This is a genomic window from Paenibacillus sp. SYP-B3998, from assembly GCF_010820665.1.
GTDB lineage: Bacteria > Bacillota > Bacilli > Paenibacillales > NBRC-103111 > Paenibacillus_E.
This window is the reverse complement of the sequence record NZ_JAAIKC010000011.1, coordinates 18,332-43,985: the sequence shown is the minus strand read 5'-3', so window position 1 is coordinate 43,985 and position 25,654 is coordinate 18,332. Positions and strand designations below refer to the sequence as shown.

The following is a 25,654-nucleotide window of genomic DNA, read 5'->3' as shown; positions in this document are numbered from 1 at the left end:
ACGAGAGGAGCATCTACGATGTCTAAGCTATGGGGTGGACGTTTTACGAAGCAAACCGACCAACTGGTCGAAGAATATACAGCATCAATTCTATTTGATAAAGAACTGGCGGATGAAGATATTCAGGGCAGCTTGGCTCATGTAACGATGTTGGGTAAGTGCGGCATTCTTCCTGCGGCTGATGTGGAGAAGATCAAAGATGGCCTTCATGAAGTGCAGGGTATGATTCGTCGCGGCGAACTCGAATACACCGTGCAGAATGAAGATATTCATATGAATATTGAGAAGACATTGATTGACTTGATTGGTCCAGTAGGCGGCAAGCTGCATACGGGTCGCAGCCGTAACGACCAAGTAGCAACGGACATGCATCTTTACCTGCGAAAGAGAGTAGTAGAGTTCGTTGGTCTGCTGACGAAGCTGCAAGAGGCTCTGTTGGAGAAAGCGAAGGAGAATCTGGATACGATTATCCCTGGATATACGCATCTGCAACGCGCACAACCCATCCTATTTGCGCATCATTTGATGGCTTACGTTAGCATGTTCCAGCGGGATCTTGAGCGTTTGCAGGATAGCTACAAGCGAGTTAACATCTTACCTTTGGGTGCTGGCGCTCTCGCTGGCACGACGTTCCCGATCGATCGCCATTTCGTGGCTTCGCAGCTTGGGTTCGATCGCGTGTACGAGAACTCTCTGGATGCGGTTAGTGACCGCGATTTCATTCTGGAGTTTCTCTCTAACGCGTCGATGATCATGATGCACCTTTCCCGTTTTTGCGAGGAAATGGTGCTATGGTCTAGTACGGAGTTCGCATTCATCGAACTCGACGATGCATTCTGCACCGGCAGTTCCATTATGCCGCAGAAGAAAAACCCAGATGTCGCGGAGCTTGTCCGCGGTAAGACAGGGCGCGTCTATGGCAACTTGTTCGGTCTGATGACCGTGCTCAAGTCTTTGCCACTGGCTTACAACAAAGACATGCAGGAAGATAAAGAAGGCATGTTCGATACGGTTCGTACCCTTCAAGGTGCGCTTCAATTGTTCGCGCCTATGGTGGCTACGATGAAGGTAAATACCGAGCGGATGAGACAAGCTGTGAACCAAGATTTCTCGAATGCGACAGATATTGCTGACTACTTGGTTAACAAAGGGCTGCCTTTCCGCCAAGCGCATGAAGTCATTGGCAAGACAGTACTCTATTGTATTCAAAATAAAAAGTATTTGCTCGATATGTCAATTGAAGAGTTCAAAACCTTCTCGGGCCTCTTCGAATCAGATATCTATCAAGTTCTGCAGCCAGAGCAAGTCGTTAACGCTCGTAACGTATACGGCGGCACGGCTAGCAATCAAGTGTCTGAAGCGATTGGCCGCGCAGAGCTTGTGCTCCAGCAGTCAAACGAATGGGTTCAGACATATTTGGAGAAAAGTAAATAAGAAGTATTTAGAAACAAAGAACCTTCTGTTCCACGGGCTTGTGGCACAGAAGGTTTCTTTGTTTCTTATTTATCTGTAACGGTTACGGAGCCCGTATCGGTGCTAACTGTCACTTTTTTACGGCCATCGCCAAGAGTCCCTATCACCGTGCTGCGGGCGGATTCCGTTATATTTACACCGGCAATATCGAGGGTTACGCTTCCGATATCCGTGCTCAGGTCAAAGCTCGCTGAGGTTGGCGGAGGGGATAGCTGGAGCTCAATATTGCCTGTATCCGCATCGAGTGAAACGGTGTCGCCAATGTCATGAAGCTTAGCATGGATGTTTCCGGTGCTCGTGCGTAAGCGAACATTTCCTTGGCCTTCTACAACGGTGATACGACCGGTGTCACTTTCGAGATCAAGTTGTTTCCCTTCGTAACGATCAACTTTAATTGATCCTGTATCTGTAGAGGCAGTCAATGTTTCCGCCTTCACTTCTTTGAGATTCAGAGACCCTGTACCAGAGGAAACCTTAATTTCCTTATACAGTTTGTTTGGAAGCTTGACTTCCGTTCTCAATTGATTATCGAAATTGGCGATCGCGTCCTTAAGTTCATCTAGATTGAAACTAAAACGGATTTTTTTGTTTTTACAGACATTGACCCGCCATGCGTTAGAGCCTTCGGTGACGGCATCGATGGTGCACTCATTCGCACGATTTTTGGTAACTGTACCGATAAGATGTACGCTAATTTCGTCGGTATCACTCGGGATGAAGGTAACTCCTGTAATCTCATTTTGGATCGTCAGAGTGTCAATATTTGTTGCAGCAATTTTCTTTTCTATGTCGATGGTTGTTGTCCCTGCTTTGAAATCTGTATCTTTAAATGAGACCGCAGCCCCGACGATGCCAACGGCTAAGCAGGCAAAGCCCACCAGTAAGAAAAATTTCGCTCCGCGTTTCATGGCTTAAGCCCCCTTAATCAGTTTTGCGTTGAATTGGATATACATCCAAGTCAGTTTGAAGAACCATTTGAACAACCATGAGCCAATTGTTGTAAGAATGAGTCCCAAGCCGAAGCAGGCTAGCATCGCAAAGAAGATCAATCGTAAGTCGCCTCCGGAACTCTCTAAGAAGCTTCCTGTGGCCCCAACAACGGGCGCGATGATCAAGCAGATCCCAGAGACGAACAAAGCAACTAACGTTCCGAGGAGACTGAACCAAAGCCCCAAGACAAAGATTAGGTTAAACAACCCAAGTGCAATGCTCGCAACAATTGCTTTCATACCTGATTCTGGCTTTCTTGGATAGGGTGGATAAGGATTACCATTTGCATATGCATTAGTGTTGTAAGCTTGTGTAGAGGGGACTGGTCTCTCAGCCTCATACGTAAGTGGCGTCGACTCAGGTCTATGAAAGGGTACCTCTTGTTCATTTGGTGATGCTTGTTTAACTGGCTCTTGTTGTTCGCGTGGTGCCTCTTTTGGGGCATCCCAATTGGGGATTCTGGGATAGCCAAGAGATTCGGCAACATCTTCCTCGTTTTTCCCGTTCGCAAGCGCCTTTTGAAATAATTCCTCATATACAGATAATATATTGTGTCGTTCCTTTTCAGGAAGTCCGCGAAGCCTATAGGTTAATTCTTTAAAGTAATCAGATTTACTCATTGTCTTGCCTCCTTCATGCTTTCTCTCATGTACCTAGCATAAAAGAAAAAAGTCATAATGACCTAGTATCTAGAGTCATATGACCTGTCATTGTTTTTACCATTATTTAATATTCAGCGAAAACTAGGCCCTTTAACCCCATCTTCCAATAACGGTTTACCGTTCTCGTCGGGATTTCCTTCTTCGGGCTTAATATCTCCGCGATTTGAGGCTACAAGTGCGGGAACAGGCGAGTACCGATCTTTGGAGATGAGTTCTTTGCTTACTACTGCTCCATTCAGCTTTCTATAACGATACGTTTCAACGACATAGCCTTCTTTGCCAGCACTTATTGGTTTAATGGAGCCGCTGCGCATGCTGGGGTTGTGCAAATATTTGACGGTTGGCTGTATCGTTTCAATAATTTTAGATTCGATATCATAGGTAGTGGATGGAGAGATGCGGCCGAAAAGTTTTACGGTTACGTCACGATCTGTAGAAATCGTTCGAATGAGTATATAGGCATCGGTACTGTTACGAAATTTGAAGTTGATGTAGCCGCTGGCGAAGGTAGCATCTTGACCTAAGGGCACATAACTAACAGGTAACGAATGGCTGCGTCGTTCAACGATCTCCAGGCCGCTGCGCAGAACAGCGTTATATAAGGTGGAAGACACTTGGCAGATCCCACCACCGATACCTGGAACGAGTTTGCCGTTTAAGATGACAGGCGCTTCCTGATAGCCGAATTTAGCCTCGGTTTGTTCGATGATCTTGCTGTAGTCGAACGTTTCGTTAGGCGCGAGCAGCATGTCTTGGATGGAGGCAGCTGTAGAACGAATATTATGAATACGACCTTGTCCTGAGACGGGAAACGTCGTCGTGAATTCGGATATTTTCCGCTCCACTCCTTGCCTTCTGAGTGAATCCATAGTGACTGAAGGAAGTTCTGTGTAGATAGGGACGGGTAGCTTAAGTGGCTTCAGCGGGTTAGAAGGTGAAGAAAAAGGCGGTAATTGTGCTTCAATCTCTTTCTGCAGGGTAGTTGTATCTAGGCGGAGGACACCGCGTTCAGGTTCATATCGGATCGTATCGTCTGGGTTCACGATTCGCATTGCAGCTGTGGGGTGATAGTTATATAGTTCTTTCCAAGTTTGCTTCACAATGGCTCGAAGCTTGTCTTGGTCTATTGTGATCTGGAGGGGTAATTGTACCTTGCGAAGCGACCATCTGGCTGCGATGCGGTCCGTAAGGGAAGCGTGGAACATACGCTCCATAGCTTCATCCAACGGTCCCCTGTGAATGGCGAGGCCTAATTCTCCCAGAGACAGATCCATGGATGCAATATCAGGGCTTGGTGAAGCCAAGTGGACCCTGAGGGAAGCATACAAAGCTAACTGTTCGTCTAACTGTGTTTGAAATTGCATATAGGGAATCGCACCCGGTTTCCACCCGGCAACCTGAAGGTGAGCAGGTAGGGACTGTCCGGTTCCATAGAGATAGAGAACCCCTCCGCCAACACTTGTTAAGACGGTCATTAGTCCAAGAGTAAGGATATATGTACGGAAAGGGGAGTAATAGGGTGAAGTTGATCGCATGGAAGGTGCTCCTTTGCTATCAGATAAAAGTAGAGCAGACAACTCAATGCCTGTACTAATATATGTATCGTTGGCGGGAGATTTTTAGTACTTGAGTGGAAGGAAACCTGCTGGGACGTAAAGACGCCAAAAATCAGCTTGACAAGCTTTAATTAAGACCCTTATGGGATTGGCTATCAAGCTGCCCAGATGCTGATTGACGTGCTTGAAGGAAATCAGGTCGAACAATTAGCACTTCCAACGGAACTTCTTCGATCCAGTGCAGCAGCGCCTACACGATAAAAGATTTGTTGAAAAACCGACTTTTACAGGGGTGTTTTTTTTCGCATATTCGCATGCGATGGTTCTCCTGTTTGAAATTACTAGCGCATTCTTTCTCATAATCTACTGAAAAATGATATAATGAGGGTGATTGGCACGAATTTTCTGGGTCTTCTAAAGGGATTTCGGCTTTTATGTCGAATGAATACTGGCTATCTATAAAATGGGATGTGATATTGTGATCGAAATGCAGGACGTATGGAAAACGTACTCCAACGGCACTCATGCATTGAGAGGGATTAATATAAAAGTGGACCGCAACGAGTTTGTTTATGTTGTTGGGCCATCAGGCGCAGGTAAATCTACTTTTATGAAATTAATGTATAGAGAAGAAAAGCCGACTAAAGGTCAAATTTTCGTGAACGGTTTTAATTTGGAAAAGCTCAAGCAGCGTAAGATTCCTTATGTGCGACGTAATATTGGCGTTATTTTTCAGGACTATCGCTTGCTTCCGAAACTTAATATTTTCGAAAATATTTCTTTCGCGATGGAGGTCATTGAAGCTCCAAAGAAGCAAATTAAGAAACGCACAATGGAAGTACTGGAACTCGTTAAGTTGAAAGATAAGGCTAATTCACTGCCTTCCCAACTATCTGGGGGGGAACAGCAGCGCGTTGCCATTGCCCGGGCAATAATTAACAACCCATCCGTCATTATTGCTGATGAACCGACAGGAAATCTCGACCCTGAAACTTCATGGGGCATTATGAAATTGATGGAGGAAATCAACTTCCGCGGCACGACGATCGTCATGGCTACTCACAACAAAGAAATCGTCAACACGATGCGCAAAAGGGTTATCGCTATTGAGCATGGGCTTATTGCGCGTGACGAAGCGCGGGGGGAATACGGCTATGAAGATTAGTACAATCTCTCGTCATTTGCGCGAAGGTGGAAAAAACGTAGTTCGTAACGGTTGGATGACTTTCGCATCAATTAGTTCGATTTCCATCTCCTTATTTATTCTCGGTATTTTTGTACTTATTACGTTAAATGTCAACGATATTGCCAATCAGATTGAAAAACAAGTTGAAATTAATGTGTATTTAGAAGTTAATACGCCTCAGCAGCAGATTGATGCACTCCAGAATCAAATTAAGGGTATCCCTGAAGTGAAGACGGTAAAGTTCGTCTCTAAAGAAGAAGGACTTGTTTACTTGCGAGGAAAGCTTGGGGACAGTGGTAAAGCTCTCCTCGAAGGATTCGACGGAGAAAACAATCCGCTTAACGATGCTTTCACCATTGAGGTGGACGAACCAAGGAATGTTGCGGCGGTTGCTGATCAAGTCAGCTCGCTGAATATAGGTAAAGATCCTAAACCGATTTACAAAGTGAATTATGGCAAGGGCACTGTAGAAGCTTTATTTAAAGTGACGCAGATCGCTCGTTGGATTGGCTTTGGTATTGTAATTTTATTATCGTTTACCGCAGTATTTCTCATTGCTAATACGATTAAGATCACGATTCTGGCTAGACGCAAAGAAATCTCAATTATGAAGTTGGTAGGTGCAACGAACTCTTTTATTCGTTGGCCATTTTTTATAGAAGGTGCCTTACTAGGTTTCATAGGTTCGGTTATCCCTATTGGGGTCATTTTAGGCGGGTATTGGAAGCTTATGAATACAGGCTCGCTTGATCTTAGTTTGATGATGATTAAATTAACGCCCTTTAACGACATCAGCTTCAAGCTGACGGCACTTTTACTTGGCATTGGGATGGTTATCGGCATATGGGGAAGCTTGATTTCTGTGCGAAAATTTTTGCGTGTTTAAGAGATGATAGGATACACCGATTCACTAGAATAAGTTTTCCAGATTTGGTTTGGAAGAATGGGGAGGCTAAGTGCTTGAAGAAGAAGATTCTGCCCGTGTTGTTGTCGCTCGGTATTGCGGGAACGTTGGTAATTCCTTATGCAGGGTATGCCGCTTCAACAACGGATAAGATCGACCAGCAGCTGTCTCAGCTTAAGAAGAAGAAATCAGAAATGCTGCAAAAAGCAAATGACGCTCAGAATCAAATAACGAAGGTACACTCGGAAAAAGATCAAACAACCAAAGATATGAAGACGCTTCTCGATCAAGTGAATGCAGCGAGCAAAAAGCTGACGGAATTGAACAATCAGATTGATCAGGTATCCGATACTTTAGAACAAAGCGGCAAACAATTAGACGAAGCGGAGGCGCGGGTTGAGACTCGTGATCAAATGCTGAAATCCCGCTTGCGCTTAATGTATATGAATGGTTTCGTGTCTTATATGGACGTGCTGATGAGTGCGACCAGTTTTTCTGACTTTTTGAACCGTCTGGAAGCTTTGCAATCTATTGTGAATCAAGATAAAGAGATTCTGGTCTCCAATAAAAAAGATCGTGATACGGTAGAGCAGAAGAAAGTGGAAACGGAGCAACAGCTAGAGAAAGTAAAGATACTTTATACGCAAGCTGATGCGGTTCGGGATGATTTGCAAGTGAAAGAGAAAGAAAAAGAAGTGAAAATTGCTTCCTTAAGCAAGCAGGAAAAAGTGCTCGAAGATATTTCCGAAGAGAGTGAGCGGCAGGTCACTCAATTGGCTAAGCAAGAGGCCGAGCTGCAGGAGAAAAAGCGTGCAGCTTCCAAGGCGAAATCGCCTTTTACTTATTCTGGCGGTAAATTAGGCTATCCGCTCGCTGTTCAGGCGCCGATTACGTCTGATTTCGTCAATAGGATTAATCCGGTAACCGGTAAATCGGAGAACCATAAAGGTATTGATTTGGGGGCTCCCAAAGGGACGGAGATCCGAGCGGCTGAGAATGGAACAGTCATCTACGCTTCTTGGATGAACGGGTACGGCAATTACATCATTCTAAATCACGGCAATGGTTTGTGGACTGCTTATGGGCATATCATGAATGATGGTATTTACGTGAAAGTAGGCGATACCGTGAAGCGCGGACAAAAAATCGCAGGCGTCGGCTCAACGGGTCAATCGACCGGAAACCACTTGCATTTTGAAGTAAGGATAAACGAAGTACCGACCGATCCCAAACCCTACTTGAGATAGGACAACTGGTTATAAAACGAGGCTAGCTTGTCATATACTAAAACAAGCAGTACTCAAATGGGTTAAGGAAAAAGGGGTGTGAAACACGCTGTGCAATTTAAAGGACGCACCGTGCTTGCTTTTGTTTTGATAACGATGTTTGCAAGCAGTATTTTGACATTAACGATTGTAGACTCCTCGACATTTTTGGGTTGGAAAGAAAAGCCTGCGGGGAGCGCAGCAGCGTCTGCCTCAACTTCTTCTGGTTTATCAAGTAAGGATTTGAGCAAAATTTCGACTACGTATCAACTGATCGAGAGTAAATTTTTGAAACAAATGGACCATGATAAGCTGGTTAATGGCGCAATTAACGGGATGCTTGAATCCCTCGAAGATCCGTTCACGGTATATATGGATCAGAAGGAAGCGAAGCAATTTGATGAAAGTATTTCGTCTTCTTTCCAGGGGATCGGCGCGGAAGTTTCCATTGATGAAGGCAAATTCGTCATTGTCTCTCCAATTAAAGGATCACCGGCTGAGAAAGCGGGCATTCAAGCGAATGACGTAATCGTCTCCGTAAACGGCGATAAGTTAGATGGACTTACGCTTAATCAGGCGGTTATGAAGATTCGCGGCCCGAAGGGCACGCAGGCCAAGCTTGAACTGGCCCGTCAAGGCGTAGGTGACCCGATTCAAGTTATCGTTGTACGGGATAACATTGATGTGGAAACGGTCCATGCCGAAATGTTGCCGGATCAAATTGGAAAGATTGAAATCCGGCAGTTCTCATCTAATACGGCTACACGCTTCGCGGAAGAACTGAAGAGCCTTGAAGCGAAGGGGATGAAGGGGCTGGTCATCGACGTGCGCAACGATCCAGGTGGTCTGCTGAATGTGGTTGTGGACATCGTGAATCCTTTCGTTCAAAGTGGCAAACCGATCCTGCAAGTGGAGAACCGTGATGGGAAGCGAGAACCAACGCCTTCGACAGGCAAGGGCAAGGCCTATCCTGTAACTGTTCTCGTGAATAAGGGAAGCGCCAGCGCTTCTGAGATTTTGGCTGGAGCGTTCCAAGAAGCTGTGGGCAGTAAAATCATAGGTGAGACGTCCTACGGGAAAGGCACGGTTCAAGTGACTTTTGAGAAGGAAATGGGCGACGGCAGCAATATCAAGATGACCGTGTATAAATGGTTAACACCTAATGGTAATTGGATTCACAAGAAAGGTATCCAACCAGATATCGTTGTTGAACAACCTGCTTACTTTAAAGCAGCGCCAATCTCTAAGAAAATGGTATTAAAGCAGGATAATACAAGTGATGATGTGAAGAATTTGCAATTGATGCTGTCGGGAATCGGCTTCGCGACAGAACGGACAGACGGTTACTTCAATGACAAGACTGTAACCGCGGTGAAGGCATTCCAACGTACGAATGGTCTCCCAATGACGGGGGAAGTGGATACGGAAACGGCAACAAAGCTGGAGAAGTCGGTTCTCTCCCAAATTCGAGAACCGAAAAATGATGTGCAATTGAAAGCGGCTGTTCAAGAATTGCTGAAACAGCTTGGGAAATAAAGTTGCTTAGTTGTTGGAAAATAGCCGAGTTCAGCAGGAAATGAGCTCAGCATAGTCGAAATAGTATAGGGAGGTTGCTGTAGCAGCCTTCCTATTTCTTTTTGATCAAGGAGCCCCGAATCGTATGGAACTATTGATTCAACTCTTGGAAAGATTATTACAGGCTGTGCTGCAGCTGTTTCTAAATCCTTTTTACTATATAGGTATCCTGTTTATCGTGCTGCACTATCGTAAGCAAGTGCAAATGGAGCGCAAACTGTTCCATACGAAGCTACATTCTCTGCTGGACGAGAGTTGGCGAACCGTACTTTGGGGATGGGTTGGCGGAATTAGTGCTTCTGTTTTGATGCTTTTTGCTGGTGTCACCGTCCAAGCCGATGTGATCGTGCTTTTATGGGCAATCTCAATCGTTTTACTGATCATACGTGTTCGATTTTTATGTCTGGCTTATGCCGTTGGTATCCTTGGTATAGCGCATGCTGTGGCTGCGTGGTTGCCCAATATTGCTAGCCTTCAGGAAACTGTACCTATGTTGGATATCGTCGTACGGGCAGACATTCCTTCATTGCTAATTATCGTAGCTGTTCTCCATCTGTTGGAGGGGATCATGGTAGGTTATCAAGGAACTCGGATGGCAACTCCCTTATTTCTTGAAGGGAAAAGAGGGAGAATAATCGGTGCACATCAACTGCAAGGTTTCTGGCCGATTCCGTTATTTTTACTTGTACCGCTTGCTGGTGGCAGTACGGGTGGACTTCCGTGGTGGACACTGCTAGATGCAGATCTTGCATCAGGATGGAGTTTACTGGCCTTCCCAGCGATGATTGGCTTCACGGAGCTGACGATTTCCAAGCTACCTAGAATCCAAACACGGCAAAGCGCTAAGCTTCTGTACTTGTACGGTATGATCGTATTGGGAGCAGCTATCGTTTCTAACTATTGGTCGCCGGTTATTATTGTAGCTGCAGTGCTAAGTATTGGTTTACATGAAGCGCTAATCAGTTATAACCGCTGGGTGGATGCAAAGCAAAGTCCATTGTTTGTTCATTCCTCGCGCGGTCTTATGGTCTTGTCCGTTGTACCTAATAGTCCAGCAGAAGGTATGGGGATTGTAACCGGAGAAATCATTCACAAGGTGAACGGGCATAAGATTTTAAGTAAAGCGGATCTCCATGCGGCCATGCAGTTGAACTCAGCTTTTTGTAAGCTTGAAGTGCTGAATGAGCAGGGGGAAGTGCGCTTTCTGCAGCGGGGTATTTTTTCCGGTGATCATCATCAATTGGGCATAATTCTAGCCCCAGATCAGCATGCGCTTTACTATGTTGAGTATCGACCGCTGCATCTGTTCTCCTATTTACGTAGTAAGCTAACAGGGCTCCTATCGAATGATTCGACGAAGCCAATGTGATAAATAGATGAAAAAGACCCTGTATCTCACCGTGAGATGCAGGGTCTTGCTGTTATTTATTACCGGTCGAGACGGGGGACACACCGTCGCGCAGCACGATGATTTCGACGCGTCGGTTTTTAGCTCGGTTCTCATCACTATCATTGTTAGCTTTGGGCATCGTATCCGCATAAGCTGTAGCAATAAATTTGTTGTCATCGAGCCCTGCTGTATCGCTAAAATACCGAAGTACCGATAATGATCGGGCGAACGATAAGCCCCAGTTGTCTTTATAAGGAGAGCCAGTTGCTAATGGTAGGTTATCTGTATGGCCTTCGATACTAACTTTACTGTTGAGCGTTGGAAACAGCGAAGCTAACTTTTGAAGAATTGGAAAGGAAGGATTTTTCAGATCCGCTTTGCCTAGATCAAATAAGAACAGATCATTAAGTGTAATGGCTACGCCTCGATCCGTATCGCTGGCCGACACCTGCGCTTCGATATTTTGATCCTTGATGTAAGCTTGGATTTGTTTTAAGAGGTCTTGAAGTTCTTTCTCCTTCTTCTCTTTTTCGCTGTCCTCTGGTTTTGTCTTCGAATGTTCTTCCTTTTGAACGTCTTGATTGTGCTGGGTATAATCTTTATCCTTGCTGTCAGCATCCCCTTGTTTAGGGGTCATTTGGCCGCTGATGCCTTTACCTTGGTCCAGAACGGAGTCGGCTTTCTGGAACTGCATGTTTAATATCTGAGCCAGAACGGCATACTTTTGAACATCGACTTTACTCATCGAATACATGATGATGAAAAATACAAGAAGCAAGGTGATTAAATCGGCGTATGTAATGAGCCATCTTTCATGGTTGACGTGTTCTTCTTGCTTTTTACCTCTCCTCGCCATGATCAGCACCTGCCTCTACCGGTTTCTTCGACGACTTGTCATGAAGGAAGGAGGTCAGTTTCTTCTTAATTAGTTGAGGGTTTTCTCCAGCTTGAAGAGCAAGGATACCCTCAAGCATTAGTTCCATTTCAGAGATCAACTCTTTGCCGCGAAGCTTAATTTTACTTGCAATTGGCAGGTAAACTAAGTTGGCGCTCATAACGCCATAGAGTGTGGCTGTAAAAGCAACAGCAATTGCAGGTCCTAGGGTTGAGGGATTTTCAAGGTTGCCTAAAACGTGAATCAATCCCATAACCGTACCGATAATTCCCATCGTAGGTGCATATCCGCCGCCAGCCTCAAAAATTTTGGACATATGATCGATTCGATGCTCAATCGCGTCCATCTCTAATTCAAGAATTTGTCGTGTAAGTTCGGGGTCTGTACCGTCAACAACCATTAACAGCCCGTCTTTAAGGAAGGGGTTTGTATGTTCTTGAGCACGTTGTTCTAAGGCAAGAACGCCTTCTCTGCGAGCGATCGTGGCCATATCGACGATTTCGTCAATAGTGGAAGCGGAATCACGCTTCTCTTGTTTGAAAGCAATTTTTAATGCTGCAGGAATCGTGGCTAAAATAGAACCAGGAAAACTGATCGCCACGGCTCCGAACGTCCCAGCGAACACGATCAACATGGCGCTAGGGATAATTAATGAGCTGATGTGCCCGCCATCCCACATATAACCACCGATTAAACCTGCAAGACCTAAAAGTAATCCTAAAACTGTTGTCAAATCCATGTTTGTACCACTCCTACATTAGCATTAAGAAAGAATAGAGAGAAAAGGCATTGAAAATGATGCCGCATGCATCAAGGTTAAATCGGTATAAACACATATTGCCGTTTGCATCAATGGTGTAAAAAGAGTATAATGGGAAAACCAGAACAAACATTCTTATTAGAAGGAAATGTTGGAAGTTCTACTTCTTTATCGGAAATTGCAAACTGAAAGTTTATAGGATAAAAGTTCGATTTATTTCCATAGTGTAGGTGATAATGGATGAATGAAATTGTGGTCAGTCCAAAAAAATTTGAGCTTGTATCGGAATTTTCCCCGCAAGGAGACCAGCCAAGAGCTATCGAGGAACTGGTCAGCAGTATTCAGGCGGGAAATAAGCATCAGACGCTTCTCGGTGCTACGGGAACAGGTAAGACGTTTACAGCTGCTCAGGTCATTGCAAAGTTGAATCGTCCTACTCTGATCATTGCACATAATAAAACGCTAGCCGCACAGCTGTGCAGTGAATTTAAGGAATTTTTCCCTCATAATGCCGTCTCCTATTTCGTTAGTTACTACGATTATTACCAACCAGAAGCCTACATTGCATCCTCTGACACCTACATCGAGAAAGACTCAAGTATTAATGAAGAAATTGATAAGCTTCGTCATTCCGCGACAAGTTCGTTGTTTGAGCGTCGTGATGTTATTATTGTTGCGAGCGTGTCTTGTATTTACGGGTTAGGCTCGCCGATGGAATACGGATCTTTGCTGCTTTCTTTGCGTGTAGGGATGGAGAAATCACGAAATGAGATTCTGCACCGACTGGTCGATATTCAGTATCAGAGAAATGATATGAATTTCGTGCGGGGTACGTTTCGAGTTCGTGGGGATGTCGTTGAGATTTTTCCGGCTTCCCATGGCGAACAAGCGGTACGGGTTGAATTGTTTGGCGATGAAATCGAACGGATAACGGAGATTAACGTACTTACTGGAGAGATTGTTGGAGAACGCGAACATATTGCGATTTTCCCGGCGTCTCACTTTGTGACGCATGAAGATTCTATGAAGCGGGCGCTTGTGGATATTGAGCGTGAGCTAGAGGAACGACTAACGGAACTGCGCGAGCAAGGAAAGCTTTTGGAGGCCCAGCGACTAGAGCAACGGACGCGCTATGATATGGAAATGATGCAGGAAATGGGCTTTTGTTCAGGTATCGAGAACTATTCGGGACCTCTCACGTTTCGGGAACGTGGGGCAACGCCGTATACCTTGATCGATTATTTCCCTGAAGATATGCTGTTCATGGTCGATGAATCCCACGTGACATTGCCGCAAATCCGTGCGATGTACAATGGAGATAAAGCACGAAAAGAAGTGCTCGTAGATCATGGTTTTCGTCTGCCTTCTGCACTGGATAACCGACCGCTTCGCTTTGAAGAATTCGAAGAGAAAATAAGTCAGATTTTATATATATCAGCAACACCAGGACCTTATGAGCTTGAACATTGTCCAGAAATGACGCAACAGATCATTCGTCCAACGGGTTTATTGGATCCTATAATTGAAGTTAGACCTACCAAAGGGCAAATTGATGATTTGCTGGCTGAGATTCAAGACCGAATTCGTAAGGATGAGCGCGTTTTGGTGACGACGTTAACGAAGAAGATGGCGGAAGATTTAACCGATTACTTCAAAGAAATCGGCATCAAAATTCGTTATTTGCACTCCGATATCAAAACTTTTGAACGGATGCAGATTCTCCGCGATTTGCGTTTAGGAACCTTTCACGTCCTTGTAGGGATCAATCTTTTAAGAGAGGGTCTTGACTTGCCAGAGGTTTCTTTAGTCGCTATTTTAGATGCGGACAAAGAAGGCTTCCTGCGCTCAGAGCGCTCTCTAATCCAAACGATTGGTCGCGCTGCGCGTAACTCCGATGGACGTGTCATTATGTACGGAGATAAAATAACCGACTCGATGCAAAAGGCAATCTACGAGACGAGTCGTCGTCGCAGTATTCAAGAAGCGCATAACGTAGCGCAAGGCATTACACCACAGACGATTGCTAAGAAAATTCGTGATGTAATTGAGGCTACGAAAGTAGCTGAGCAGAAAGCGGATTATCTAAGCGATATTAAAGGCGCGAAGATGTCGAAGAAGGATCGCGCTGCGCTCATTGAACGTTTAGAAGGCGAGATGAAAGAGGCCGCTAAGAACTTGCAGTTCGAGCGAGCTGCGGAGCTGCGTGATGCAATTATGGAAATGAAAGCTGAGGCCTAGTAGTTTAAAAGGAATAGATAAGAAGCTTGGAGAGGAAGGGTATTCGTGTCTAGAGATAATATCGTCATTAAAGGAGCGAGAGCTCATAATCTAAAAAATATTGATGTAACCATTCCGCGCGATAAGTTTGTTGTATTAACGGGTTTGAGCGGATCAGGAAAATCATCGCTTGCCTTTGATACGATTTACGCCGAAGGTCAACGTAGATATGTAGAATCTTTATCTGCGTATGCAAGGCAGTTTCTTGGGCAGATGGATAAACCGGATGTAGATTCCATTGAAGGTCTATCACCGGCAATTTCAATTGATCAGAAGACGACTAGTCGTAATCCGCGTTCCACAGTCGGAACGGTTACGGAGATCTATGATTATTTGCGTCTTCTTTATGCCCGCATTGGACGGCCGCATTGTCCAACGCATGGCATCGAAATTACGTCGCAAACTGTCGAACAAATGGTTGATCGAATCATGGAATATCCAGAGCGCACGAAACTGCAAATTCTTGCTCCGCTCGTCTCTGGACGTAAGGGTGAACATACAAAGTTATTAACCGATATTCAGAAACAGGGCTTTGTCAGGGTTCGAGTAAATGGTGAAACCCTTGATCTTTCTGAGAAAATTGAATTGGAAAAGAACAAAAAGCATACGATTGAGGTTGTCGTAGACCGTATTGTCGTCAAGGATGACGTACATGCCCGTTTGGCTGATTCTCTGGAGACAGCACTGAAGCTGGCTAATGGTCGTGTTATCGTAGATATCATTGACCAAGAGGAACTTCTCTTTAGTCAGAATCTGGCCTGTCCAGAATGCGGCTTCAGCATTGAAGAGTTGGCTCCGAGAATGTTCTCTTTTAACAGTCCTTTTGGGGCTTGTCCTGAGTGTGACGGGTTGGGTAGTCAGATGATTGTCGACCCTGAATTGCTCGTTCCTGATAATAAGCTCACGATTGAGGATGGCGCTTTTGAAGCATGGGCAGGCAGTACGTCGAATTATTACCCGCAATTTCTGGCGGCGGTTTGTGAGCATTACAGCATTCCGCGAGACTTGCCAGTTTCTGAATTGAGTAGCGATCACATGAAGGTCATTCTTTATGGGACGGGTGGAGAGAAGATCCGCTTCCGTTATGAAAACGATATGGGTGCAACGAAGGAAGCACTCGTTCCTTTTGAGGGGATCATCCGTAATCTGGAGCGCAGGTTTAAAGATACGTTCTCTGAGGGTATCCGAGAGCATATCCAGACCTATATGAGTACTAAACCGTGCCCTAAGTGTAAGGGACAACGTTTGAAGCCAGAAACTCTGGCTGTGACGATTAATGGCAAGAACATTGCTCACGCAACTTCATTATCAATCGGTGAGGCGGAGGAATGGTTTAAAGGCCTGAATTTAAACGAGAAAGAGCTTACTATCTCCAACTTGATACTCAAAGAAATTAGAGCTCGAATAGGCTTTTTAGTTAACGTTGGTTTGGATTACTTGACGATGCATCGGACTGCAGGGACGCTATCTGGGGGAGAAGCCCAACGGATTCGGCTAGCCACGCAAATTGGTTCTAGCTTAATGGGCGTTTTATACATTTTGGACGAGCCCAGCATTGGACTCCACCAGAGGGATAATGCGAGACTGATTCAAACCTTGGAGCATATGCGTAATTTAGGCAATACCTTGATCGTTGTAGAGCACGACGAAGATACAATGATGGCAGCTGATTATATTATTGATATTGGACCAGGCGCAGGTATCCATGGGGGGCAAATTATTGCTCAAGGTACACCCCTGGAGTTGATGGAAGATCCTAACTCCATCACAGGTCAATATTTGAGTGGGAAACGTTTCATTCCCATTCCTTCGGAGCGCCGAAAGCCCAACGGTAAGTGGATTGAAGTGAAGGGCGCTAAAGAAAATAATTTGCGTAATGTTTCGGCCAAAGTACCTCTAGGTGTATTTACATGTGTAACGGGCGTTTCTGGGTCTGGTAAAAGCACACTCATTAACGAAATTCTCTTCAAGTCGTTAGCGCGTGATTTGAACGGAGCCAAAGTTCGTCCTGGTGAACACAAAGAGATTAATGGTTTGGAGCATATTGATAAAGTTATTGATATTGATCAATCGCCTATTGGTCGGACACCTCGTTCGAATCCAGCTACTTACACTGGCGTATTCGATGATATTAGAGACGTATACGCGAATACAAATGAAGCCAAAGTACGTGGTTACAAGAAAGGCCGCTTTAGCTTTAACGTAAAAGGCGGCCGCTGTGAAGCTTGTCGCGGAGATGGCATTATCAAGATCGAAATGCACTTCTTGCCGGATGTTTATGTACCTTGCGAAATTTGCAAAGGTAAGCGATATAATCGTGAGACGATGGAAATTAAGTATAAAGGAAAGAGCATTTCAGAAGTGTTGGAGATGACGATTGAAGATGGATGTGAGTTCTTTAAGAACTTACCGCGTATTCATCGTAAACTAACAACATTACTGGATGTTGGGCTGGGCTACATGACTCTTGGTCAGCCAGCGACAACGCTGTCAGGGGGCGAAGCGCAGCGTGTGAAGCTCGCGGCGGAGCTTTACCGCCGCAGTACAGGTAAGACGATTTACATCCTCGATGAGCCGACTACAGGGCTCCACATCGATGATATCGATCGTCTCCTGAAGGTTCTTCACCGTCTGGTTGAGAACGGTGAGACCGTCCTTGTCATCGAGCATAACCTCGATGTGATTAAGACTGCGGATCATCTCATCGATCTGGGGCCAGAAGGTGGAAACCGGGGTGGACAGATCGTCGCTTCTGGTACGCCGGAAGATGTCGTGAAGGTGGCCGGGTCATATACCGGTCAGTATTTAAAACCGATTCTCGAGCGGGATCGAGAGCGTTCTGAGAATTACAGCAAGCGCCTCGAGTTGTTAGAGGACGCTGTGGGTTAATAGAAAGGGCTTGGTAAACGATGAAAATAGATCGTGTATCCAAGCCTTTTTCAATTAGCTGTGGAATATTTTAGTTTTATAGTAATAAATAATTTAATCATACAAGCTTCGACAATTTCACCCTCTATCCTAATGCGACCATATAGTCCTATAATAAAGTATAGGATAAAAATGACAGATTGCTCGATGTATACAGATGAGATGGAGAGAGAGTAATTACTAGGGGTGTGGAGGCTTGTTATGAAACCAACGTTAGAACTGCAAGAGATTATTGTTGCTCTTGGAATTGATCTTGAACGCTTTCGCATATGGCAGCAGAGTGAGCTGCCTAGACCAGAAGCGTCCAGCTTAGAAGATAAATCAATGGATGCACCAGATGTTTATGAGATGGTATTTTAAATACTAAAAAGAAAAAAATGCGGATGAGTAACATACTTTGTTAGCATCCGCTTATTTTGCGACGCATAGCAACAGTCATGCAATTGGAAATATTGACAAAGGGTTTAAAACCTACTATGATAATATGAGAATGATTATCACTTTCATTTTATTGACTTTTATTTTTTAGACGTAAATTTATATGTAGCAAACCATTTGAGTAACATGTTTAATAGTCAAAATAGGCTTTTTACTATGTTGTAATTAAGAGGTTGTAAGTCATTCAGTGGTAATCAAGAGCAAGGTTATAGCGAGCTCAGCAACGGATTTAATCAATGTATATATACATAAAGTAATAAGTCTTAGTAAAAGAAAAATCCGCATGAAGTAAACTTCATACGGATTCGTGAAATGATTAAATTAAGATGCGTCGACCAAAATTTGTGTAAGCTTCTCTTGGAAGGCACTAGCACCGACACGATTAAAGTACTGATTGAAGGTTTCACCATCGACACGGTTCTCTTTGAAGAACAGAATAAGTTGAGCTAGAACAGGTCCAACATTATCGCCTTTTACACGACCTTTGAGGGTTGTGTTGAACTGCGCTCCTGGTCCAAGAATACCACCAACCGCGATATCGAATGCATCTACCATGCCTTCAGGTGTTTTTATTAAAGCCCCCTGTAGACCGATATCAGCAATATGCTTTTGACCACATGCGTTCGGGCAGCCGATGAAATGGATACGAACTTCTTCATTAAGCTGAACATTCTCATCTAAATACTTTGCAACGCGAACGGCACGCTCTTTCGTTTCAACAACAGCAAGGTTACAGAACTCGTTGCCTGTGCACGAAACGGTACGACTCATGAAATGCTTCGGATTTGGCGTTAAGCGCTCGAATACATGTGCTTTTAACACTTCGTCGATCTTCTCGTTAGGAATATCTGAGATGATCAAGTTTTGGGAAACTGTGGCGCGCAACACGCCCTTGCCATATTCATCCGAAATACGAGCAAGCTCAAGAAGTTCATCTGCCGTAAGACGACCCACAGGTAAGTTAAGACCGATATAACTTAGTCCTTCTTGCTTCTGAGGATGTACACCATCGAAATAAGCGGCCTTCCAGCCGACTGTTTTATCGTCACCGCTTGTAGGCATCTCTCCAATAACTTTAACCAATTCCTCACGGAACTTCTCAACGCCCCAGTCTGCAACTAGGAATTTCAGACGCGCATGGTGACGTTTTTCACGGTATCCGTTATCACGATAAACGGTTGTTACCCCGACCGCTACCTTAAGTACTTCTTCTGGCGTGACGAATATATCAAGTTGTCTAGCCAAGTGAGGCTTCGCAGAAAGACCGCCACCCACCCATACATGGAAGCCGATTACTTCCTTACCATCAATGACTTTAGTAGCTGGCGTGTAAGCCAAGCATTGAATCTCAGCATGCCCGGAGTTATAAATGTTTGAGGAAATGGACATTTTATACTTACGAGGCAGGTTTGAGAAATCACGGTTCATTAAGAAGAAATCGTTGACTTGATTGACCAGATCCGTTGTATCTATCAACTCATCCTTATCAATATCTGCAAGGGGGTTACCAACGATTGTACGCGGGCAATCTCCACAAGCTTCATAGGAGTATAAGCCAACTTTTTCAAGACGTTTAAAGATATCTGGCAATTGCTCAACGCGCAGCCAGTGGAATTGAATGGCTTGGCGAGTCGTAATGTCTACTAAATCACGTCCGTATTCTTTAGCAATGGCAGCCATTTCTCTAGCTTGCTCACTTGTCATTACGCCTGAGTTGATACGCACCCGCATCATGAAATGACCATCCCTAGGCTTTTGCTCGTAAACGCCAGCCCATTTGAAACGGTTCATATCGTCTTCTGGAATTGAATCATAGCCTTTATGTGCATACTCTTCAATAATCGTACGGATAACATCAAGGCCGTCTTTTTCAAGTTTCCACAATTCCATTTTGTTTAGCTTAGGGTCTTGAGCCCAAATCGTTTCGTAAGCCACGTTGTAGGTCCTCCTTAGGTTTTTTTGCCAGTTTAACTGGCCGTTGTAAGCATAAACTGGAGTTTCTTAGAAACTGTACAGTAAGCAAAAGCTTTATTTGAGAAAGCCTCAGCAACTTGCAATTGAATTCCGATAGCTTTGGTAAGAATATAACTAGATCGTACCATACTTAGTGATACAGGTAAACGCAAATGGCTCTCAAACGGTATAAGCATTTGTTATACAAATCATTCAAATGTGTTATATTGTCGGTAAGAAGTGTGAATTGTATGCAAATGGTGACAAACTTGTTACACATGAGTGGAATCACTTGCATCTGATGTCCAATCAAGCTAACATAGAAGTAAAATAGCAGAACGTGTGCCTTGCACCGAGTTACGATGAGGAGGATTCACCATGTTATTCGCGGAAGAAGCGGTTTCAACTAGCACCTACACAACATTTGATATTTATGTGTTGATCTTTACAATAATCATCGCGATCGCTTTCATCAGACAATTGATCAGCCCGAAAAAAAATGTTTTTGCCCTCGGATTTGCGGGAGTTTCATTGCTTGTATTTGGTATCATGGATGTTGTTATGGTCAGTGGTTGGTAATTAGAATAAAAGAGAAAGCCCGCAGGACGTGATCGAGTGATCAGTGTCTGCGGGCTTTTTGTTTATGTTGGGATTAAACCCACCACATATCGCCAAGAGGTTCCTTGATGAGTACTTGTTGGAGATTCTGTACGGCCTTAGAGAAGCCTTCATCAACTGACATCAAGCCGTCTTCATGCTCGATACTCACGACATAATCGTAACCGACGAGGCGCAGTGCGCTGATGATGTCAGCCCATGTTTTGAGATCATGGCCGAAACCGACGGAACGGAACTGCCAAGCACGATCCAGCATGTTAGAGTAGGACTGCATGTCTGTTACCCCATAGCGATTAACATTATTGGTATCAACAGATGTATCTTTAGCGTGGAAGTGATGAATCGCTCCAGCTCGGCCGAGGATGTGAACGGCTTGAACGGGATCAATACCTTGCCACCACATATGACTCGGGTCAAGATTGGCACCAATGACTTCGCCAGCTGCTTCGCGTAGACGAAGGAGCGTAGCTGGTGTATGTACGGAGAAGCCTCCATGCAGTTCGAGTCCAATTTTCACACCACGGTCAGAAGCGTATTTCCCTGTTTCAGTCCAGTAGGGGATAATTTTGTTGCCCCACTGCCAGTCCAGAATTTCTTGGAAATCGTTTGGCCAAGGAGCTACCGGCCAATTCGGATATTTGGCATCCTCGTGGTCACCTGGACAACCGGAGAATGTATTAACGACGGGTACTTCTAAGCGCTGTGCAAGATCAACCGTTTGTATAAACGCATCATGAAATTCTTTGGCAATATGTTTTTGCGGGTGCAGCGGGTTGCCGTGGACGCTCAATGCGCTGATTGTCAAACCGCGGGATTCGACCGCATGTTTAAATGCTTTCAACTTGCTTTCATCGGCAAGAAGTTCTTCGGGTTTGCAATGTGCCGTACCAGGATAGCCTCCCGTACCAATTTCAACGGTATCTAAGCCTTTTGCAGCAATATAATCCAGCGCTTCCTCGAAAGGCTTTCCTCCAAACAGAACCATAAAAACGCCTAACTTCATTCGGTACACCTCCATTAATGTCTATCAATAGGTAAAGAACCATTACAAATTATATCACTGGTATTACATAAAATGAAGCAGGCCCTTATAAATGCGCAGCACGGTTTCATAGTTGGAGCTATAAATAATGACAGATATAGTAACCAATGCCTGGGTAACGAAGCAGCGGAAGTAGAAATAAGTTTTAGAAACTTTCTTTTTGTTGACAGTCGTGATTTTCAGTAGGTTTTCTACTGCAAGGATAATACCGTGGTACAAGCCATAGAACAGGTACAACCAAGTGAAACCGTGCCATAATCCAATCAATATCATGATCAAAACGGAGAGACCTGAAGCGACCCAACGAGAGGGAACAGATCGCGAGAAGAACATGAAGATATGATCACGGAAAAAATCACCGAGCGTTGCGTGCCAATTCCGCCAAAATTGGGTTAAGGAAGGAGATAGGAAAGGACGTTTGAAATTTTCAGGCATCGTGTATCCCATAAGTCGACCAAACCCGATGGCCATGTCCGAGTAGCCCGAGAAATCAAAATAAATAAGAGCATAGAACCAGATAAGCAAGAACAAGGATTGATGCGTGTGTAGATCTTGTTTCAGCACTTGGTCAAATATCCCGGTCATCCAAGTGACGACGACAATTTTTTTAAACATCCCCAAAATGATTCGTTTCACACTATCCTTGAACAGCGTCGCATCCACCGAGTAAGGCTTTTTGCTATCAGCCATGAAATCGCGAAATTTCAAAATCGGCCCAGAAGTAAATGTCGGAATGAAGAGAATGTAATTCGCGTAGTCAATAGCAGGCACTTGGCCTTCTTTACCAAAGAAATAAGCAAAATAGTAAGAATCAATCACTTTGAGTACGTTATAAATGAGCCCTAAATAAATAATGGCATCGAAAAGGGGATTATGGAAAATATCCATAACGAACAGCCTAACACCAAGAAACACACCAACGACATTAGCTGCGATCGCAAAAATAAAGGTAGCCTTACGCCATAGCGTTGTCCGGCATAAGTAAACAAAACCGCCGTAGTTGATGATGGTGAAGGCAGCATAGAACAGACAAAGCTTCTTGCTGAACAAGAGCAAGAAACAAAGACTGAATACAATCATCAGGATTCGTTTATTATCGGCCCACTTACGGGTGAGCATCAGAACAGCGATCATACCAGCCATGGCAACAATCGCGTTCATGTGCATATAAAACATGGTTGCAGAACTCCTCGCTTCAAAAGCTTGACGACCTAGATGACTAGAACTTCTCGTAAATAAACAGGCCCTTGCCGGTAAAATAAATGAAAACCAGGTAAAGCATGACGAGATAGACTAGGACCTCGATGGTTTTTCTAAGGATTTTAACCATGCGTCAACCTCCTTCGTAAACAGCGGAGCGCCCTCTTCTCGGTTGAGATGCACAAGATCATGGAAATAACGAGGGTCGTACGTATGCATTAAATCAAGGGTAGGTACATTCGCAGCCTCAAGCTGGCGATTTACTTCTTGTTTGAGTGAAGTGACATATGGGGGATCCGCATAGTCTTTATTCCATGGCATCCAGATGACACGCAGTGAAAGCTGATGCTCATCCGCATAGTTAATGATCCAATTTAGTGCGGTTAAATTCGCTTTAAAATCCTTGAGCGTCATGGAGCCAAAGCGCTTGTCGTAATCGTCCCATTTACTCTTTAGAAAAGTGTTATCCTTGCGTCCTGGATATAGCTCTTTATCGATCCACCGCGGTTCATAAGCGAGGCTGCCCTTTAACAAGTTTTTAGCAAACTCTTCTCCCGAATCACGGAAATAGTCACGGTACGTATACACATAAGGCTGATACACAGGCTTAAACCATTGATAAGTAGGATCAGTTTCCAGTGAATCCAGCATGGTGTGAACATCAATTCCGATGACAAGTTCTTTTTGGACCTGATATAGATTATGTTTCAGAATGTCTTGTAGATCGGTTAACTTGCCGTAAGACAGTCCCATTTCAACTAAATGAGCAGCGGACTTCTCTTCGATGTAAGCACCCGTAACAGATGAATTACCGAAGAAAACCGGCCCCGATTGGGACCAGCTGTGGTGGTAGAGCGTTTTAGTAAAGTCATTTTTGTAAAAACGGCGGGAGCTAGCCATAGGGTTCCACCAAGAGACTAGAAGGTCGGAAACAACAAATGCTAGCAGCAGACCGAGAACGAAGCTATTTTTCTGGAGAAACGATGCTACCTTCAATGGATATCACTCATTATCATTATATTGGATGAAAGATCGGATAAGCTGGGATATAGAAGACAGAAAGAAGTGTATCTTAGAGTTCCTTCTCCTGCCAAGCATGGTATTGCTCGCGGAACGTCGCCGGCCATTGCTGCTCGTCCAGACCATATTGCGCTAAGAATGCAAATGCCCAACGCTCAATGCCGAAGCCGACACAACCCGTAACAGCATTCCTTTTGCCCATTTTGATATTAAACGCATTACCGAAGGTGTTACTGTGGAAATTTACGGAGCTACATGCAATAGACTTCTTCACATGCGGAATCGTCAGGCGCAGCTCATATTTCATCTCTTGGTTACGTTGGAAGGATGCCTTAACTTGGAAATCATTCGTAAAGAAGGGATCGTTAGCGACCTCCATCATGCTGTCTACATTCCATTCAATTGCGAGTTCTTTCAAATATTCGATTGATTTCAGACGATTTTCTTTGACAAAGTCTGGTTTACCTACAAAAATAATTTCCCGCATTGAGAAATCAAGCAGTCGGCCGAAATCCGTATGGTTTTTAGACTCGAAACGGTGACATTTCGCAATGGCAGTAACAACGATGCCGTCGCCTTCAAGAGTTTCATTCTCTAATCCTTCATAACAGTGATAGCAGGTGGATGGATTCATTGTAAAATTCGGCTTCACCATATTGCGATCTAGCTCGATAGGCTGATCTTTGTTCCAACCACCGGCTTCACGGATGGATTGGGAGAACGATTCGATAACATCCAGGTCCTCACGTAAATGCGTTAAGAAATGAATATGTTCTGGGAATGACGTGAAGTGGTTTGTTTTATTTAACGTATGACTGTGAATGACAGCCGGGTAAGACTCTTCTTGCATGCCTTCGAATTTTTTGGCGATTTTTGTTACGAAGGAGTAGTCGAAAAATCTCATTAAGCTGGAGAAAGGCTCACGGAATATGAACAGTCCAGGCTCCAGCACTTTAATCGCTTTGCGATCAACCAATTCAGCGATAATATCGCCCTCATAAGGGGTATCGACTTTATGTTCAAACAGAATGTTTTCTTTAAAGCCAAAATCACCATGAGAGAAGCGCTCAATGAGGCGTTCCACTCGTTCGATGATCGTGTCATTTCCATTTGGTGAGTTATGTGTAATAAGGATATGGTTATCAACAAGAGCAATTTCTTGAATGTGCTCATCAACGAAAGATGAGGCATACTTTACTTGTCCATGTTGACTTTCAGCTAAACGTTCTAAAGAAATCTTACACTCCATCATGGGTCAGTTACCTCGCAGTCTTCTTGGAAATGAAATCAGCAATTTCGCGTACGGTATTCATTGTGTACAGCATTAAATCCTGATTCGTCACTTGGATAGTATATGTTTTCTCGATATGGGCAATCAGTGCCGTAGCGCCGATCGAATCGATAAACCCATAATCAAATAAATGAACGTCAACATCAAAATCGTCGTCGTCTTCAGCAATTTCATAACGCTCGCGAATATGCTGCTCTAGCTGTGCAATAAGATCTTCATTAAACATGATGG

The 25,654-nt window shown here is 44.3% G+C and carries 21 protein-coding genes; 10 read left to right on the top strand and 11 right to left on the bottom strand.

Annotated elements, in window-relative coordinates:
- Positions 1-18 precede the first annotated feature (18 nt).
- Positions 19-1,434 (top strand): argininosuccinate lyase, encoded by a 1,416-nt coding sequence (gene argH, locus GK047_RS22765; RefSeq protein ID WP_163952083.1) that lies wholly within the window; start codon positions 19-21, stop codon positions 1,432-1,434.
- 65 nt (positions 1,435-1,499) lie between these two features.
- On the opposite strand, the gene GK047_RS22760 is transcribed toward argH, so the two are convergent.
- The 3 genes from GK047_RS22760 to GK047_RS22750 all read right to left on the bottom strand — a co-directional run bounded on the left by GK047_RS22760 (position 1,500) and on the right by GK047_RS22750 (position 4,660).
- Positions 1,500-2,381: a DUF4097 family beta strand repeat-containing protein gene (locus tag GK047_RS22760; protein ID WP_163952081.1), complete on the bottom strand. Its 882-nt coding sequence runs from the start codon at positions 2,379-2,381 to the stop codon at positions 1,500-1,502.
- Between the two features lie 3 nt (positions 2,382-2,384).
- The gene (locus GK047_RS22755; protein WP_163952079.1) at positions 2,385-3,083 is read right to left on the bottom strand and encodes a DUF1700 domain-containing protein; all 699 of its coding nucleotides are present in this window, start codon (positions 3,081-3,083) and stop codon (positions 2,385-2,387) included.
- A 113-nt stretch (positions 3,084-3,196) separates the two neighbouring features.
- Positions 3,197-4,660 carry a VanW family protein gene (locus GK047_RS22750; RefSeq protein ID WP_163952077.1) on the bottom strand — a complete coding sequence of 488 codons (1,464 nt, stop codon included), beginning with the start codon at positions 4,658-4,660 and terminating at the stop codon, positions 3,197-3,199.
- Positions 4,661-5,159: 499 nt separating this feature from the next.
- Between GK047_RS22750 and ftsE the strand changes: the two genes are divergently transcribed.
- The 5 genes from ftsE to GK047_RS22725 all read left to right on the top strand — a co-directional run bounded on the left by ftsE (position 5,160) and on the right by GK047_RS22725 (position 10,980).
- Positions 5,160-5,846, top strand: a complete 687-nt coding sequence (gene ftsE / locus GK047_RS22745; RefSeq protein WP_163952075.1) for a cell division ATP-binding protein FtsE — start codon at positions 5,160-5,162, stop codon at positions 5,844-5,846.
- The gene (gene ftsX / locus GK047_RS22740) at positions 5,836-6,753 is read left to right on the top strand and encodes a permease-like cell division protein FtsX (RefSeq protein WP_163952073.1); all 918 of its coding nucleotides are present in this window, start codon (positions 5,836-5,838) and stop codon (positions 6,751-6,753) included. Before ftsE ends, ftsX begins: the two co-directional genes overlap by 11 nt.
- A 74-nt stretch (positions 6,754-6,827) precedes the next feature.
- The gene (locus tag GK047_RS22735) at positions 6,828-8,018 is read left to right on the top strand and encodes a murein hydrolase activator EnvC family protein (protein WP_163952071.1); all 1,191 of its coding nucleotides are present in this window, start codon (positions 6,828-6,830) and stop codon (positions 8,016-8,018) included.
- A 90-nt stretch (positions 8,019-8,108) separates the two neighbouring features.
- Positions 8,109-9,572: a S41 family peptidase gene (locus GK047_RS22730; protein ID WP_163952267.1), complete on the top strand. Its 1,464-nt coding sequence runs from the start codon at positions 8,109-8,111 to the stop codon at positions 9,570-9,572.
- 124 nt (positions 9,573-9,696) lie between these two features.
- On the top strand, positions 9,697-10,980 hold the full coding sequence (locus GK047_RS22725) for a PDZ domain-containing protein (RefSeq protein ID WP_163952069.1): 1,284 nt from the start codon (positions 9,697-9,699) through the stop codon (positions 10,978-10,980).
- A gap of 52 nt (positions 10,981-11,032) precedes the next feature.
- Here GK047_RS22725 and GK047_RS22720 read toward each other — a convergent pair whose 3' ends face one another.
- Positions 11,033-11,857, bottom strand: a complete 825-nt coding sequence (locus tag GK047_RS22720; RefSeq protein ID WP_163952067.1) for an OmpA/MotB family protein — start codon at positions 11,855-11,857, stop codon at positions 11,033-11,035.
- A complete protein-coding gene (locus GK047_RS22715) occupies positions 11,841-12,635 on the bottom strand; it encodes a flagellar motor protein (protein ID WP_163952065.1) in 795 nt (264 codons plus the stop codon). The genes GK047_RS22720 and GK047_RS22715 overlap by 17 nt, the downstream gene beginning before the upstream one ends.
- Before the next feature lie 261 nt (positions 12,636-12,896).
- Here GK047_RS22715 and uvrB point away from each other — a divergent pair, with 261 nt between their 5' ends.
- From uvrB to GK047_RS22700, 3 genes are all read left to right on the top strand, one after another.
- Positions 12,897-14,894, top strand: coding sequence for an excinuclease ABC subunit UvrB (gene uvrB / locus GK047_RS22710; protein ID WP_163952063.1), 1,998 nt, complete (start codon positions 12,897-12,899; stop codon positions 14,892-14,894).
- 45 nt (positions 14,895-14,939) lie between these two features.
- The gene (gene uvrA / locus GK047_RS22705) at positions 14,940-17,822 is read left to right on the top strand and encodes an excinuclease ABC subunit UvrA (protein WP_163952061.1); all 2,883 of its coding nucleotides are present in this window, start codon (positions 14,940-14,942) and stop codon (positions 17,820-17,822) included.
- A gap of 240 nt (positions 17,823-18,062) precedes the next feature.
- The gene (locus tag GK047_RS22700; RefSeq protein ID WP_163952059.1) at positions 18,063-18,221 is read left to right on the top strand and encodes a hypothetical protein; all 159 of its coding nucleotides are present in this window, start codon (positions 18,063-18,065) and stop codon (positions 18,219-18,221) included.
- A 399-nt stretch (positions 18,222-18,620) separates the two neighbouring features.
- Here the strand turns inward: GK047_RS22700 and GK047_RS22695 are convergent, their stop codons facing one another.
- Positions 18,621-20,234 carry a nitrite/sulfite reductase gene (locus tag GK047_RS22695; protein ID WP_163952057.1) on the bottom strand — a complete coding sequence of 538 codons (1,614 nt, stop codon included), beginning with the start codon at positions 20,232-20,234 and terminating at the stop codon, positions 18,621-18,623.
- 396 nt (positions 20,235-20,630) lie between these two features.
- Here GK047_RS22695 and GK047_RS22690 point away from each other — a divergent pair, with 396 nt between their 5' ends.
- The gene (locus GK047_RS22690) at positions 20,631-20,831 is read left to right on the top strand and encodes a DUF2759 family protein (RefSeq protein WP_163952055.1); all 201 of its coding nucleotides are present in this window, start codon (positions 20,631-20,633) and stop codon (positions 20,829-20,831) included.
- A gap of 73 nt (positions 20,832-20,904) precedes the next feature.
- On the opposite strand, the gene GK047_RS22685 is transcribed toward GK047_RS22690, so the two are convergent.
- The 5 genes from GK047_RS22685 to GK047_RS22665 form a co-directional block, all read right to left on the bottom strand.
- Positions 20,905-21,873, bottom strand: a complete 969-nt coding sequence (locus tag GK047_RS22685; RefSeq protein ID WP_163952053.1) for a sugar phosphate isomerase/epimerase family protein — start codon at positions 21,871-21,873, stop codon at positions 20,905-20,907.
- Positions 21,874-21,936: 63 nt separating this feature from the next.
- Positions 21,937-23,088: an MBOAT family O-acyltransferase gene (locus tag GK047_RS22680; RefSeq protein ID WP_163952051.1), complete on the bottom strand. Its 1,152-nt coding sequence runs from the start codon at positions 23,086-23,088 to the stop codon at positions 21,937-21,939.
- Between the two features lie 117 nt (positions 23,089-23,205).
- Entirely contained in the window at positions 23,206-24,108 is a 903-nt protein-coding gene (locus GK047_RS22675; RefSeq protein ID WP_163952050.1) for a hypothetical protein, read from the bottom strand.
- Positions 24,109-24,184: 76 nt separating this feature from the next.
- Positions 24,185-25,384, bottom strand: coding sequence for a hypothetical protein (locus GK047_RS22670; RefSeq protein ID WP_240344111.1), 1,200 nt, complete (start codon positions 25,382-25,384; stop codon positions 24,185-24,187).
- 7 nt (positions 25,385-25,391) lie between these two features.
- Positions 25,392-25,649, bottom strand: a complete 258-nt coding sequence (locus GK047_RS22665; RefSeq protein ID WP_163952048.1) for an acyl carrier protein — start codon at positions 25,647-25,649, stop codon at positions 25,392-25,394.
- Positions 25,650-25,654: the final 5 nt, after the last annotated feature.

Bases quoted from the DNA above. Each gene is read 5' to 3' on its own strand.
- argH (WP_163952083.1), top strand. From the start codon at position 19: ATGTCTAAGCTATGGGGTGGACGTTTTACGAAGCAAACCGACCAACTG.
- GK047_RS22760 (WP_163952081.1), bottom strand. From the start codon at position 2,381: ATGAAACGCGGAGCGAAATTTTTCTTACTGGTGGGCTTTGCCTGCTTA.
- GK047_RS22755 (WP_163952079.1), bottom strand. From the start codon at position 3,083: ATGAGTAAATCTGATTACTTTAAAGAATTAACCTATAGGCTTCGCGGA.
- GK047_RS22750 (WP_163952077.1), bottom strand. From the start codon at position 4,660: ATGCGATCAACTTCACCCTATTACTCCCCTTTCCGTACATATATCCTT.
- ftsX (WP_163952073.1), top strand. From the start codon at position 5,836: ATGAAGATTAGTACAATCTCTCGTCATTTGCGCGAAGGTGGAAAAAAC.
- GK047_RS22725 (WP_163952069.1), top strand. From the start codon at position 9,697: ATGGAACTATTGATTCAACTCTTGGAAAGATTATTACAGGCTGTGCTG.
- GK047_RS22720 (WP_163952067.1), bottom strand. From the start codon at position 11,857: ATGGCGAGGAGAGGTAAAAAGCAAGAAGAACACGTCAACCATGAAAGA.
- GK047_RS22715 (WP_163952065.1), bottom strand. From the start codon at position 12,635: ATGGATTTGACAACAGTTTTAGGATTACTTTTAGGTCTTGCAGGTTTA.
- uvrB (WP_163952063.1), top strand. From the start codon at position 12,897: ATGAATGAAATTGTGGTCAGTCCAAAAAAATTTGAGCTTGTATCGGAA.
- GK047_RS22700 (WP_163952059.1), top strand. From the start codon at position 18,063: ATGAAACCAACGTTAGAACTGCAAGAGATTATTGTTGCTCTTGGAATT.
- GK047_RS22690 (WP_163952055.1), top strand. From the start codon at position 20,631: ATGTTATTCGCGGAAGAAGCGGTTTCAACTAGCACCTACACAACATTT.
- GK047_RS22685 (WP_163952053.1), bottom strand. From the start codon at position 21,873: ATGAAGTTAGGCGTTTTTATGGTTCTGTTTGGAGGAAAGCCTTTCGAG.
- GK047_RS22680 (WP_163952051.1), bottom strand. From the start codon at position 23,088: ATGTTTTATATGCACATGAACGCGATTGTTGCCATGGCTGGTATGATC.
- GK047_RS22670 (WP_240344111.1), bottom strand. From the start codon at position 25,384: ATGATGGAGTGTAAGATTTCTTTAGAACGTTTAGCTGAAAGTCAACAT.
- GK047_RS22665 (WP_163952048.1), bottom strand. From the start codon at position 25,649: ATGTTTAATGAAGATCTTATTGCACAGCTAGAGCAGCATATTCGCGAG.